Genomic DNA, 12,628 nt, shown 5'->3' on the forward strand with positions numbered 1-12,628 from the left:
GGAGAAGTTTATGCAGCAGGAGAGTGAAATACAGTCAGTGCTCTTCGACGACAAGCATCGGGCGCTACAAACCGATATCGTCGCCGTCCAGTCACAGGTGGTGTATGGCAGCGTAGGTAACAGCATCGCCGTCCCGGCCATCAAAGCGCAGGGATTACGCGTCACCGCGATCCCAACGGTACTGTTCAGCAATACACCGCATTATGAGACTTTTTATGGCGGTGTTATCCCGGCCGATTGGTTTAGCGGCTATCTTCGCGCCTTAAATGAACGCGATGCGTTACGTGAGCTAAAAGCGGTGACTACGGGGTATATGGGCAGTGCGGAACAAATCGCTCTGCTGGCACAGTGGCTGGAGACCGTGCGGGCTACCCACCCGGATCTGTGTATTCTGGTCGATCCGGTGATTGGGGATACGGACAGCGGCATGTACGTAAAGGCCGAAATACCGGAGGCGTATCGCAAACATCTGCTACCGCTGGCACAGGGACTGACGCCAAACGTGTTTGAGCTGCAGATGTTGAGCGGTAAACCGTGTCGCACGCTGGATGAAGCGATATCGGCAGCCAAATCGCTGCTCACCGATACGCTGAAATGGGTGGTAATCACCAGCGCTCCGGGAGAAACCGAGGAGGTCATTCAGGTTGCCGTCGTGACGGCTGAAACGGTTGAGGTGCTAGCCCATCCGCGGGTGAAAACGGACCTGAAGGGGACCGGCGATCTGTTCTGCGCTGAACTGGTGAGCGGTATCGTGCTGGGAAAACCACTTACTGCTGCCACGCACGACGCTGCACAGCGCGTGCTGGAAGTGATGACATGGACGCACTTGTGCGGTTGTGATGAGTTAATTCTGCCACTGGCAGGGGAGGCGCGATGAAGAGTTATCGACTGGTGGTTAGTCAGCATGGACGCATCGTTGGACATTTTGATACCAGCGGAACAGAAGCGCTGGAAGATATCTGTGTGGCGCGCGCCATGTTTGGGATTGCCGGTGGCTATGATTGTGAACTGCTAGTGGCGGATTCGGAACGGCGGATGCTGGAAAGCGGGCCGGAAGGTATGAAAATCCTGATGCGCGAGGCGTGTTACCGGCCGGTTACTTCACAAATTTAATGCTGATGGCGGCGCATACGCCTGACCTGGCCTACGTTACGGCGTTTTTCGTAGGCCGGAGAAGCGTCGCGCCATCCGGCAGGTTTTGACGTCCGTTAGATAAAAAAAATGGCGCCAGATGGCGCCATTCTTCCCTGCGGCAAGAATTACTTCTTGATGCGGATAACCGGAGTTTCACCCACGGTCACGCTACCGGACAGTTTGATCAGTTCTTTGATTTCGTCCATGTTGGAGATAACAACCGGAGTCAGGGTAGACTTGGCTTTCTCTTCCAGCAGCGGCAGATCGAATTCAATAACCGGGTCGCCCACTTTCACACGCTGGCCTTCTTCAGCGATACGCTTGAAGCCTTCGCCTTTCAGTTCAACGGTATCAATACCGAAGTGAACAAACAGCTCAATGCCGCTATCAGATTCGATAGAGAACGCATGGTTGGTTTCAAAGATTTTGCCGATGGTGCCATCAACAGGAGCAACCATTTTGTTACCGGTTGGCTTGATAGCAATACCATCACCAACGATTTTTTCAGCAAAAACTACATCCGGCACGTCTTCGATGTTGACGATCTCGCCAGAGAGCGGAGCAACAATCTCAATAGTTCCGGTGTCTTTCTTATCATCAGAAACCAGAGATTTCAGTTTATCGAACAAACCCATGATCTTCTCCTAAGCAGTAAATTGGGCCGCATCTCGTGGATTAGCAGATTGTTTTTTCTTCAATGAACTTGTTAACCAGCGTCATTAACTCGTCCGTTGTCGGTTGAGCAAGAGCCTGCTCTGCTAACACCTTCGCATCTTCGAAGTTCGTGTTACGGATAATCTTCTTAATGCGCGGGATAGAAATGGCGCTCATAGAGAATTCGTCCAGACCCATCCCCAGCAACAGAAGTGTAGCACGTTCGTCGCCTGCAAGCTCACCACACATGCCGGTCCATTTGCCTTCAGCATGAGAAGCATCAATAACTTGCTTGATCAGCGTCAGAACAGATGGCGACATCGGTTGGTAAAGGTGTGAAATCATATCATTACCACGGTCAACTGCCAGGGTGTACTGCGTTAAATCATTGGTGCCGATACTAAAGAAATCAACTTCTTTGGCTAAATGACGTGCAATTGTTGCCGCAGCTGGTGTTTCCACCATCACGCCAATCTCAATGCTTTCGTCAAATGCTTTACCTTCGTCGCGCAGTTCCTGTTTGTAGATTTCGATCTCTTTGCGAAGCGCACGCACTTCTTCAACAGAGATAATCATCGGGAACATGATGCGCAGTTTGCCGAAAGCAGAGGCACGCAGGATAGCGCGAACCTGGTCACGCAGGATCTCTTTACGATCCATCGCGATACGCACGGCACGCCAGCCCAGGAACGGGTTCTCTTCTTTCGGGAAATTCATGTACGGCAGTTCTTTATCGCCGCCGATGTCCATGGTACGTACGATAACCGCCTGAGAGCCACACGCTTCAGCAACGGCTTTATACGCAGCAAACTGTTCTTCTTCAGTCGGCAGCGATTCACGGTCCATGAACAGGAATTCGGTACGATACAGACCCACGCCTTCAGCGCCGTTACGCTCAGCGCCTTCAACGTCACGAACGGTACCGATGTTGGCACACACTTCAACCTGGTGACCGTCCAGCGTGATAGCGGGCAGATCTTTCAGCTTAGCGAGTTCCGCTTTCTCGGTAGCAACCTGCTCCTGAACGGCACGCAGTTGTTCGATAATGTCGTTAGTTGGGTTGACGTAAACCTGATTGTTTACGGCATCCAGAATCAGATAGTCGTCGTTTTTCACTTGAGAGGTGACGCTACCGGTACCTACGATGGCAGGCAGTTCCAAAGAACGCGCCATGATTGAGGTATGAGAGGTACGTCCACCTGCGTCAGTGATGAAACCCAGCACCTTCTCGAGGTTCAGCTGTGCGGTTTCTGACGGGGTCAAGTCAGCGGCAACCAGGATAACTTCTTCCTGGATAGCGCTCAGGTCGATAATTGCCAGACCCAGGATGTTACGCAGCAGGCGTTTACCGATGTCACGTACGTCAGCCGCACGTTCTTTCAGGTATTCATCATCCAGCTCTTCCAGGGCTGTGGCCTGACCTTCGATAATCTCATGCGCAGCTGCGTCAGCCGTCATGTGCTTATCTTTAATCAGGGCTATGATTTCCTGCTCCAGCTCCTCATCTTCGAGCAGCATGATATGCCCTTCAAAGATGGCTTCTTTTTCTTCACCGAATGTTTCACCAGCTTTGGTTTTGATCGCTTCCAGTTGCGCAGATGCCTTGGCACGACCGCTCAGAAAACGTTCAACTTCCTGATCAACCTTGTCGGCAGAAATTTTTTTCCGGTCAATGACGATTTCGTCTTCTTTCAGCAGCAGTGCCTTGCCGAAAGCGATACCCGGGGATGCTAAAATGCCTGAAATCATAACCCTACCTTACTTGTGACTGATATTTAAAAGAACTCGTTGAACTTACTCGAGTTCAGCCATCAGTTTAACCAGATGCTCAACTGCTTTCTGCTCGTCTTCGCCTTCTGCGGAAAGGGTAACAACGGTGCCCTGAGTCAGGCCCAGAGTCTGCAGCTTAAACAGGCTTTTTGCGCTAGCGCTTTTGCCGTTGGAAGTCACAGTGATTTCAGACGTAAAGCCTTTTGCTTCTTTAACAAACTGAGCAGCAGGGCGAGTATGCAGACCGTTCGGAGCGGTAATGGTAACTTCTTGCTGGAACATTATATTTCCCCAACTTATAGGTTTAGTGTTGTGGAACTAAAGTCTAGCCTGGCGGTTCAACTTTAGCCTGTATTGTTAGCGTCGACGTAAACAGGACGCGACACAAAAGGAGTTCGGTGCAATCCGTTGCTGGCAACTTCTTGCCGCTGACGTTTCGTTCGTCATTAAACATTATGCCGCGAAAGGAAGAGTTGAACCAAATCATAAAATCGATTCAGCTAGCGCTTTTCCTGTAACGATTAATTTCGCGCATCAAAATAATTAGTTTGGTTAAATACCAGTTCCGGCGGGCTGAATCAATGCCAGGTGGGTTGAAACTTTGAAGCAGGCCACAAAAAAGCACCCAAAAGGGTGCTTTTTTACGCGTATTTAACATGCTGGCATTACTGTTGCAGTTCTTTCTCAGTGAAGAGATCGGCAAACAGTGCTGTGCTCAGATAACGCTCACCCGATGACGGTAGAATAACCACTATATTCTTATTGGTAAAGGTTTCATCTTCCTGGAGCTTAAGCGCAGCAGCAACCGCAGCACCTGAAGAGATACCCGCCAGAATGCCTTCTTCTTCCATCAGGCGGCGCGCCGTGGAAATAGCTTCATCATTGGTGATGGCAACCACTTTATCGATAAGCTTCAGGTCAAGGTTACCCGGAATGAAGCCTGCGCCAATGCCCTGAATTTTGTGCGGACCCGGTTTCAGCTCTTCACCCGCCAGTGCCTGGGCGATAACCGGCGAGTCTGTCGGCTCAACGGCAACGGTGATGAGGTCCGTTTTGCCCTTGGTCCCTTTAATGTAGCGGGTCACCCCGGTCAGCGTACCGCCGGTACCTACGCCAGAGATAAACACATCAACCTGACCGTCGGTATCTTCCCAGATTTCCGGTCCGGTGGTTTTCTCGTGGATTTCCGGGTTAGCCGGGTTGCTGAATTGCTGAAGCAGCAGGAATTTTTCTGGGTCGCTGGCAACAATCTCTTCCGCCTTTTGAATCGCGCCCTTCATGCCTTTCGCGCCTTCGGTAAGCACCAGGTTTGCACCCAATGCCTTCAGCAACTTGCGACGCTCAATGCTCATGGTTTCTGGCATCGTCAGGGTGAGTTTGTAACCACGGGCGGCAGCAACGTAGGCCAGCGCGATCCCGGTGTTACCGCTGGTCGGTTCGACCAACTCAACGCCCGGCTTCAGTACACCACGTTTTTCGGCATCCCAAATCATATTGGCACCAATACGGCATTTGACGCTGAAGCTCGGGTTACGTGACTCCACCTTCGCCAGAATGCGTCCGTTACCGATACGGTTCAGTCGAACCAGCGGCGTATGACCGATAGTCAGCGAGTTGTCTTCAAAAATCTTACTCATGGCCTGTCCTTAACTGTATGAAATTGGGATACCGCTTCAGCATACCTGTTGAGAAAGTATGGGGAAGTAAGGATTTAGCATATCTATATTCAGAAAGGAAATATTCGACGTCAGTATGGAATAAGGAGCGGCATAAGCCACCCCTGTTTTACACATTTTTGCATTACTTCCATAACGCGTGTTTAGCACGGTAGCAGTCTACCCACATTGCCGTGGCACCACAAACCGCGACCGGCATGATGAACAGATTGAGCACCGGGATCATCGTAAACAGACTGGTTAGCGCACCGAACTGCATGTTGGTGACTTTGCGTGTGCGCAGGGCGATACGCATCTCTTTGAATGGGACTTTGTGGTTGTCGAACGGATAATCACAATATTGAATGGCCAGCATCCACGCACTGAACAGGAACCACAGCACTGGTGCGACGGTCTGCCCCACACCGGGGATAAAATAGAGGAGCAGTAACACAAAGGCGCGCGGGAGATACCACGCCAGCTTTTGCCATTCACGCTTCATAATACGCGGCACATCTTTCATGATGCCAAGAACGCCAGTGTCAGGCGGTGTCGCGCCCGTCAGGCGGGCTTCGAGTTGTTCTGCCAACAAGCCGTTAAACGGTGCGGCAATCCAGTTGGCGATGGTGGAGAACAGGTAGCCAAACACCAGTAGCACGGAGATAGTCACAATCGGCCATAGCAAATAGCTAAGCCACTGTAGCCAGTTCGGGACGTGGCTCATCAGCGCGGGGATCCAACTGTCCAGTTGCGTAAACAGCCACCAGAATGCGCCGCCCATCAGCAAAATATTCACCAGTAAAGGCAGGATAACAAAGCGACGAATTCCCGGTTGAGTGATGAGTTTCCATCCCTGAGAAAAGTAATAAAAACCGCTGCGAGGTACAACTGCAGATGATGAAACCATGGTCAGGACATACTCCTTGTTATATAAGCTCTGGTAAACTTTGCGTATCTTACCGGGTTGTTGAGCGTTAGGCTGTTCAGAAATGTTCGAAAAAACAGCAAAAAGCACGTTTTTATTCATCTTTATGCCGTGAAAGCCAAGAGTGCACTTGCACTTGGCGTAATCGGCAAATACTCTTAGTGAGTAAATGTTTGCCGTGGTGGCAAGGTGTTAGAACAACAGAGAATATAATGATGCAGGATTTGCGTCTGATATTAATCATTGTTGGCGCGATCGCCATAATCGCTTTACTGGTACATGGTTTCTGGACTAGCCGTAAAGAACGGTCTTCTATATTCCGCGATCGCCCACTGAAACGCATGAAGTCTAAACGTGATGACGAGGATTCCTACGACGACAACGTCGAGGAAGATGAAGGCGTGGGCGAAGTCCGCGTGCATCGTGTGAATCATGCTCCCGGCAGCGCTCAGGAACATGGTGTTCCTCCTCAGTCGCCGCAACACCAGTACCAGCCGCCTTATGCGTCTGCTCAGCCGCGTCAACACGCGCAGCAGCCCACTCAGGCACCGCAGGTACCGCAGCCGCATGCCCAGCATCCGCAGCAGCCAGTACAACAGCCACAACCGGTGCAACATCAACCGGTACAGCAGCAACCGATGCAACCTCAGCCAGCGGCTCCACAGGTACAGCAACCCGTGCAGCAAGCGCCACAACCTGCACCGCAGGCCTTCCAGCCAGTAGAGCCTGTTGTTGAACCGCAACCACAGCCTGAACCGGTTGTTGAAGAAGCGCCTGTTGCTGAAAAACCGCAGCGTAAAGAAACGGTCATCATTATGAACGTCGCGGCGCATCATGGCAGCGAGCTCAACGGTGAGGTGTTGCTCAACAGCATTCAGCAGGCTGGTTTTAAATTTGGCGATATGAATATTTTCCATCGTCATCTCAGCCCGGATGGGAGTGGTCCGTCGCTGTTCAGTCTTGCCAATATGGTGAACCCAGGGACGTTTGACCCTGAGATGACCGGCGATTTCAGCACGCCGGGCGTTACTATCTTTATGCAGGTTCCGTCCTATGGCGACGAGCTGCAAAACTTCAAGCTGATGCTGCAGTCCGCACAACACATTGCCGATGAAGTGGGTGGTGTGGTGCTCGACGATCAACGTCGTATGATGACGCCGCAGAAACTGCGCGAGTATCAGGACCGCATCCGCGAAGTTAAAGAATCTCACGCCTGATTTTCCTCTGGCGTGACCTCTCCTTTCTGAACCCCCGCCTGTCGGGGGTTTTTTATCATTGATGGTGCGATATGGAATCAATCGAACAACAACTGACAGAACTGCGAACCACGCTTCGCCATCATGAGTATCTTTACCATGTGATGGATGCGCCGGAAATTCCTGATGCGGAATATGATCGCCTGATGCGCGAACTGCGTGAACTGGAAGCGCAGCATCCTGAACTTGTCACGCCCGATTCACCCACCCAGCGCGTAGGTGCCGCACCTCTGGCGGCATTCAGCCAGATCCGTCATGAAGTGCCGATGCTGTCGCTGGATAACGTGTTTGATGAGGAGAGTTTTCTCGCTTTCAATAAGCGCGTTCAGGACAGACTGAAGAGCACGGATAAGCTGACCTGGTGCTGTGAGCTGAAGCTGGATGGTCTGGCGGTCAGTATCCTGTATGAGAACGGTGTACTGGTCAGCGCGGCAACGCGTGGTGATGGTACGACTGGCGAGGATATTACCTCGAACGTGCGCACCATCCGTGCGATCCCGTTAAAACTGCGTGGCGATAATATTCCGGCACGTCTGGAAGTGCGCGGCGAAGTGTTTTTGCCGCAGGCCGGGTTTGAAAAAATTAACGAAGAAGCCCGCCGCACGGGCAACAAAGTGTTTGCTAACCCGCGCAATGCGGCGGCAGGATCATTACGCCAGCTCGATCCGCGTATCACGGCGAAGCGACCGCTTACTTTCTTCTGCTATGGCGTCGGTGTGCTGGAAGGCGGCGAACTTCCCGATACGCATTTGGGGCGCTTGCTGCAGTTTAAAGCGTGGGGCCTGCCGGTCAGCAACAGAGTAACGTTGTGCGACTCTCCGGAGGAAGTACTCGCTTACTATCGTCAGGTTGAAGAAGATCGCCCAACGTTGGGATTCGATATTGACGGCGTGGTGATTAAAGTCAACTCCATGGCGTTGCAGGAGCAACTGGGTTTTGTCGCTCGTGCGCCGCGCTGGGCTGTGGCCTTCAAGTTCCCGGCGCAGGAGCAAATGACCTTCGTACGCGATGTTGAGTTTCAGGTTGGACGCACCGGGGCGATTACACCTGTTGCCCGCCTTGAGCCAGTTCAGGTTGCCGGGGTGTTGGTCAGTAACGCCACCTTGCACAATGCGGATGAAATTGAGCGTCTTGGTTTGCGTATTGGCGATAAAGTCGTCATTCGCCGTGCGGGCGATGTCATCCCGCAGGTAGTGAACGTCGTGCTTTCCGAACGCCCGGACGATACGCGTGAAATTGAGTTTCCCACCCACTGTCCGGTATGCAACTCTGACGTTGAGCGTGTGGAAGGTGAAGCCGTTACTCGCTGCACGGGCGGTTTAATCTGTGGTGCGCAGCGTAAAGAGTCGCTCAAACACTTCGTTTCCCGTCGTGCGCTGGATGTTGACGGTATGGGCGACAAAATTATCGATCAACTGGTCGAGAAAGAGTACGTGCACACACCAGCGGATTTGTTCACGTTGACCGCAGGTAAGCTGACCGGTCTCGATCGTATGGGTCCGAAGTCGGCGCAAAACGTGGTGAACGCGCTGGAAAAAGCGAAAGAAACCACCTTTGCCCGTTTTCTGTATGCGCTGGGCATTCGTGAAGTTGGTGAAGCAACGGCTGCAGGTCTGGCCGCGTATTTCGGTACGCTGGATGCGCTGGAAGCGGCTTCCATTGAAGAGCTGCAAAAAGTGCCGGATGTTGGCATTGTGGTGGCTACTCACGTGTTTAACTTTTTTGCCGAAGAGAGCAACCGTGAGGTGATCGTGCAGTTGCTGGCGCAGGGTATTCACTGGCCAGCACCCGTCGTCATCAATGCAGAAGAGATCGACAGTCCTTTCGCGGGGAAAACGGTCGTGCTGACCGGTAGTCTGAGCCAGATGTCGCGTGATGATGCCAAAGCGCGGCTGACCGCACTGGGTGCGAAAGTGGCAGGTAGCGTGTCGAAGAAAACCGATCTGGTTATTGCCGGCGAAGCGGCAGGCTCGAAGTTGGCAAAAGCGCAGGAGTTGGGCATTATCGTTATCGATGAAGCTGAAATGATCCGCTTACTGGGCGCCTGAGATGGAAAAAGAGCAACTGATTGATATTGCCAACACCGTGATGCCTTTTGGAAAATATAAGGGGCGTCGACTGATTGACGTCCCGGAAGAGTATCTGCTGTGGTTTGCCCGCAAAGATGAATTTCCGCCAGGCAAACTGGGTGAGCTAATGCAAATCACGCTGCTGATTAAAACCGAGGGGCTGACACAGCTGGTACAGCCCCTGAAACGCCCGCTTTAAGCTTTCGCGGCGCGGCTATTCTGCTGCGTCGCCTGTAATGCGTCCGTCTGGCGCTTGTAACGACGCGCCAATACGGCGCATACCATCAGTTGGATTTGATGGAAGATCATCAACGGCAGCACCATCATACCAATCACCGAAGTCGGGAACAGAATATTGGCCATGGGGATCCCGTTTGCCAGACTCTTTTTCGACCCACAGAAGACAATGGTAATTTCATCGGCTTTATTGAAGCCACATTTGCGCGCGACAAAGACGTTGATACCAATCACGATGGCCAGTAATACAAGGCTGACAATTACAATAAACAGCAGTGAACCGACCCCAACTTTGTGCCAGATTCCGTTCACGACCGCCTCACTGAAAGCGGAGTAAACCACCAGCAGAATGGAGGATTGGTCCGTTTTGGCGATCCATTTTTTATGGCGTGACACCCAGTTACCAATCCACGGACGTGAAAGATGTCCCAGTACGAACGGCAGCAGCAGTTGCAGCATGATTTTCCCTACCTGCTCCAGGCTGCCTTCTGCACCATGCATATTCATCACCAGTCCGACCAACAGCGGCGAGAGGAAAATACCCAACAGGCTGGAGGCAGAGGCGGAGCACACGGCGGCGGCAACGTTACCGCCCGCAAGGGATGTAAAGGCAATTGCCGACTGCACTGTGGCCGGCAAAATGCACAGGTACAGGAAGCCCGTGTAGAGCATCGGATCAACGTTGACCGGTGCCCACCAGGCAAACAGGACACCCAGCACGGGGAAGACCACAAAGGTGCTGCACATGACCCACAGATGCAAACGCCAGTGGCTGCCGCCGGCAATAATGGCTTCACGCGAGAGCTTTGCGCCGTGCATAAAAAAGAGCAGGGCAATAGCGGCGGTGGTTAGGCCTTCAAAGAAAGGAACAAAGCCGCCCTCTGCAGGGAAAAATGAGGCCAATAAAACAACGGTAATCAGCGTTATCGTGAACGGATCAAGGATACGAAAAAGTTTCATAAAAGCTCCTGAAATTCGGTAGGAACATTTTGCGTTTTTCTGTTTGAGAAATAAAATTGATTTATTGCATCTATATATGAATTGAATCGATGAATTATTCTTTGCGCCAATTACGTATCTTTGTCACCGTCGCTCAGGCCAAAAGTTTTAGCCGGGCGGGGGATATCATCGGCTTAAGTCAGTCGGCGGTCAGTCATAGTGTAAAAGAGCTGGAAGGGCAGACGGGTGTCCGGCTACTGGATCGTACAACGCGCGAGGTGGTGCTGACGGAAGCCGGGCAGCAACTCGCAGCGCGGCTGGAACGCATTCTGGATGAACTGCACAGTACGCTGCGCGAAGCCGGTCAGGTTGGTACGCAGTTAACCGGTACGGTGCGTGTGGCTGCCAGCCAGACGATTTCCGCACACCTCATTCCGCAGTGTATTGCGCAGAGCAATCAGCTGTATCCGGCGATCGATTTTGTCCTGCACGACAGGCCACAACAGTGGGTACTGGAGAGTATTCGTCAGGGGGAAGTGGATTTTGGCATTGTGATTGACCCGGGAGCCGTGACCGATCTGCAGTGTGAAGCGGTGCTATCGGAGCCGTTTCTGTTGTTGTGTCGTCAGGATCACCCGCTAGCTCACCGGGAATGGATTAACTGGCAGGATCTGCAGCATGAGCGCCTGGTTTTACAGGATTATGCCTCTGGTAGCCGACCGCTAATTGATGCGGCATTGTCTCATTTTTCTATTGATGCCAACATTGTTCAGGAGATTGGACACCCGGCAACGCTGTTCCCGATGGTCGAAGCAGGGATTGGAATCAGCGTGCTGCCCGCGCTGGCACTCCCCTTACCGCAGGGCAGCCATTTACAGGTTAAACGTTTAACGCCAGTTGTTGAGCGGCAATTGATGTTGGCGCGGCGCAAAAATCGTTCTCTCTCAACTGCCGCTCAGGCATTGTGGGACGTGGTGCGTACACAGGCCAGTGAATTAACTGCTGGGCGGGCACGCGATCCGTTGTATCAGATTTAAATGCACCTGCCAGTCGGGCAGGTGCGGTAGGTTAAAATATGTATTTGATGGAATAAATGATGCCATCCTGAAGGAAAGACTCCCCCAGTTTATTATCGGCGTAGCGATATTGAATTCCTGCAGTCAGGTGCGGTGTCGCATTCCACCACAACGCAAAGGCACCGTTGATGCCGTCTTTGCCGCCGTTTCCTGCTGCGTAGGTTGCTGCGCGGTCAAATTCGTACTCATTCCAGTTCGTGACGGAAAACGTCTCACTGCCTAACAGGAAGCTATAGCCTGCAACCCAGCCCATCACATAACCATTATCTCCGGTGTAATATGTCTGGTCAGTGTAGCGTTTGGCAAAGAAGGGTTTAAACCAGTAACCGTTGCCAGTGAAGTTATACCCTAACCCATAGAGAAACATGTCATCATGAAAATTAGCACGTTCAGGTGAGCCATAGGTGCCGTAGGCATGAAGATAGAGGTTTAACCCTGTATCACCTAAATAGATACGGTTGGTATTTTTGAAGGTGTAGCGCTGTTCACTGCCGGGTTTAGCGTGGCGGCCATTGTAGAAATTCTCCCAGTCGAAGAATCCATACATTTCTCCCCAACTAAAATTCGCGCCACCTTCAAGTTCAAGATAACCAAAATCATCTTTGTGTGATTTCTTACTGGTTTTTTCTGTGGTATCGGATGTCCAGTCCAGGTAATGCAGACCAATATCGGCGAAGCCGCCTTTAAATTCAGCCTGTGCCAGTTGAGGTAAGGTTAATGAGGTTGCTAAACTTATTGCGATAAGTTTTTTATTCATTGAGTGTTCCATCTGCCAAATAATAAATGCACTGAATATTTGTGCGTAATTTATAATTGCTGCCAGGATGCAGCTGTTCTTATGTTATTTGTGTAAAAGATGGCTCGTCCAATATTTAAATGTTGATAATTGATAGGCATTGGATCTGAATTAATA

Annotated in this window: 13 protein-coding genes; 6 read left to right on the forward strand and 7 right to left on the reverse strand. The window is 51.7% G+C overall.

The window, feature by feature from the left end; all coding sequences use genetic code 11:
• The first annotated feature begins 10 nt into the window (after positions 1–10).
• Positions 11–877: a pyridoxine/pyridoxal/pyridoxamine kinase gene (pdxK, locus tag NNO02_RS02740; protein WP_271454158.1), complete on the forward strand. Its 867-nt coding sequence runs from the start codon at positions 11–13 to the stop codon at positions 875–877.
• Positions 874–1,113 (forward strand): cytoplasmic protein, encoded by a 240-nt coding sequence (locus NNO02_RS02745; RefSeq protein ID WP_137384723.1) that lies wholly within the window; start codon positions 874–876, stop codon positions 1,111–1,113. The genes pdxK and NNO02_RS02745 overlap by 4 nt, the downstream gene beginning before the upstream one ends.
• A 146-nt stretch (positions 1,114–1,259) precedes the next feature.
• On the opposite strand, the gene crr is transcribed toward NNO02_RS02745, so the two are convergent.
• From crr to cysZ, 5 genes are all read right to left on the reverse strand, one after another.
• Positions 1,260–1,769, reverse strand: a complete 510-nt coding sequence (crr, locus tag NNO02_RS02750) for a PTS glucose transporter subunit IIA (protein WP_000522253.1) — start codon at positions 1,767–1,769, stop codon at positions 1,260–1,262.
• Positions 1,770–1,809: 40 nt separating this feature from the next.
• Entirely contained in the window at positions 1,810–3,537 is a 1,728-nt protein-coding gene (gene ptsI, locus NNO02_RS02755; RefSeq protein WP_271454159.1) for a phosphoenolpyruvate-protein phosphotransferase PtsI, read from the reverse strand.
• A gap of 45 nt (positions 3,538–3,582) precedes the next feature.
• The gene (gene ptsH, locus NNO02_RS02760; protein ID WP_002913505.1) at positions 3,583–3,840 is read right to left on the reverse strand and encodes a phosphocarrier protein Hpr; all 258 of its coding nucleotides are present in this window, start codon (positions 3,838–3,840) and stop codon (positions 3,583–3,585) included.
• A 383-nt stretch (positions 3,841–4,223) separates the two neighbouring features.
• Positions 4,224–5,195, reverse strand: a complete 972-nt coding sequence (cysK, locus tag NNO02_RS02765; RefSeq protein ID WP_003038091.1) for a cysteine synthase A — start codon at positions 5,193–5,195, stop codon at positions 4,224–4,226.
• A gap of 163 nt (positions 5,196–5,358) precedes the next feature.
• On the reverse strand, positions 5,359–6,120 hold the full coding sequence (gene cysZ, locus NNO02_RS02770; RefSeq protein WP_086523404.1) for a sulfate transporter CysZ: 762 nt from the start codon (positions 6,118–6,120) through the stop codon (positions 5,359–5,361).
• 230 nt (positions 6,121–6,350) lie between these two features.
• On the opposite strand from cysZ, the gene zipA reads away from it, so the two are divergent.
• The 3 genes from zipA (at position 6,351) to NNO02_RS02785 (ending at position 9,662) form a co-directional block, all read left to right on the forward strand.
• Entirely contained in the window at positions 6,351–7,355 is a 1,005-nt protein-coding gene (gene zipA, locus NNO02_RS02775) for a cell division protein ZipA (protein ID WP_271454160.1), read from the forward strand.
• 71 nt (positions 7,356–7,426) lie between these two features.
• Positions 7,427–9,442, forward strand: a complete 2,016-nt coding sequence (gene ligA / locus NNO02_RS02780) for an NAD-dependent DNA ligase LigA (protein ID WP_271454161.1) — start codon at positions 7,427–7,429, stop codon at positions 9,440–9,442.
• 1 nt (position 9,443) lies between these two features.
• Positions 9,444–9,662, forward strand: a complete 219-nt coding sequence (locus tag NNO02_RS02785; RefSeq protein ID WP_045445890.1) for a DUF3820 family protein — start codon at positions 9,444–9,446, stop codon at positions 9,660–9,662.
• Here the strand turns inward: NNO02_RS02785 and NNO02_RS02790 are convergent.
• Positions 9,659–10,660, reverse strand: a complete 1,002-nt coding sequence (locus NNO02_RS02790) for a bile acid:sodium symporter family protein (RefSeq protein WP_271440197.1) — start codon at positions 10,658–10,660, stop codon at positions 9,659–9,661. The two genes, NNO02_RS02785 and NNO02_RS02790, sit on opposite strands and share 4 nt — an antisense overlap.
• An 89-nt stretch (positions 10,661–10,749) precedes the next feature.
• On the opposite strand from NNO02_RS02790, the gene NNO02_RS02795 reads away from it, so the two are divergent.
• Positions 10,750–11,676, forward strand: coding sequence for a LysR family transcriptional regulator (locus NNO02_RS02795; RefSeq protein ID WP_202038129.1), 927 nt, complete (start codon positions 10,750–10,752; stop codon positions 11,674–11,676).
• Positions 11,677–11,707: 31 nt separating this feature from the next.
• Here the strand turns inward: NNO02_RS02795 and NNO02_RS02800 are convergent, their stop codons facing one another.
• Positions 11,708–12,472: a nucleoside-specific channel-forming Tsx family protein gene (locus NNO02_RS02800; RefSeq protein ID WP_271440198.1), complete on the reverse strand. Its 765-nt coding sequence runs from the start codon at positions 12,470–12,472 to the stop codon at positions 11,708–11,710.
• Positions 12,473–12,628 lie beyond the last annotated feature (156 nt).

Origin of the sequence: Citrobacter sp. Awk 2 (assembly GCF_028069815.1) — a bacterium.
Classification (GTDB): domain Bacteria; phylum Pseudomonadota; class Gammaproteobacteria; order Enterobacterales; family Enterobacteriaceae; genus Citrobacter.

Excerpts from the sequence above, each read along its gene's own strand:
- pdxK (WP_271454158.1), top strand. The coding sequence starts at position 11 with ATGCAGCAGGAGAGTGAAATACAGTCAGTGCTCTTCGACGACAAGCAT.
- NNO02_RS02745 (WP_137384723.1), top strand. The coding sequence starts at position 874 with ATGAAGAGTTATCGACTGGTGGTTAGTCAGCATGGACGCATCGTTGGA.
- crr (WP_000522253.1), bottom strand. The coding sequence starts at position 1,769 with ATGGGTTTGTTCGATAAACTGAAATCTCTGGTTTCTGATGATAAGAAA.
- ptsI (WP_271454159.1), bottom strand. The coding sequence starts at position 3,537 with ATGATTTCAGGCATTTTAGCATCCCCGGGTATCGCTTTCGGCAAGGCA.
- ptsH (WP_002913505.1), bottom strand. The coding sequence starts at position 3,840 with ATGTTCCAGCAAGAAGTTACCATTACCGCTCCGAACGGTCTGCATACT.
- cysK (WP_003038091.1), bottom strand. The coding sequence starts at position 5,195 with ATGAGTAAGATTTTTGAAGACAACTCGCTGACTATCGGTCATACGCCG.
- cysZ (WP_086523404.1), bottom strand. The coding sequence starts at position 6,120 with ATGGTTTCATCATCTGCAGTTGTACCTCGCAGCGGTTTTTATTACTTT.
- zipA (WP_271454160.1), top strand. The coding sequence starts at position 6,351 with ATGATGCAGGATTTGCGTCTGATATTAATCATTGTTGGCGCGATCGCC.
- ligA (WP_271454161.1), top strand. The coding sequence starts at position 7,427 with ATGGAATCAATCGAACAACAACTGACAGAACTGCGAACCACGCTTCGC.
- NNO02_RS02785 (WP_045445890.1), top strand. The coding sequence starts at position 9,444 with ATGGAAAAAGAGCAACTGATTGATATTGCCAACACCGTGATGCCTTTT.
- NNO02_RS02790 (WP_271440197.1), bottom strand. The coding sequence starts at position 10,660 with ATGAAACTTTTTCGTATCCTTGATCCGTTCACGATAACGCTGATTACC.
- NNO02_RS02795 (WP_202038129.1), top strand. The coding sequence starts at position 10,750 with ATGAATTATTCTTTGCGCCAATTACGTATCTTTGTCACCGTCGCTCAG.
- NNO02_RS02800 (WP_271440198.1), bottom strand. The coding sequence starts at position 12,472 with ATGAATAAAAAACTTATCGCAATAAGTTTAGCAACCTCATTAACCTTA.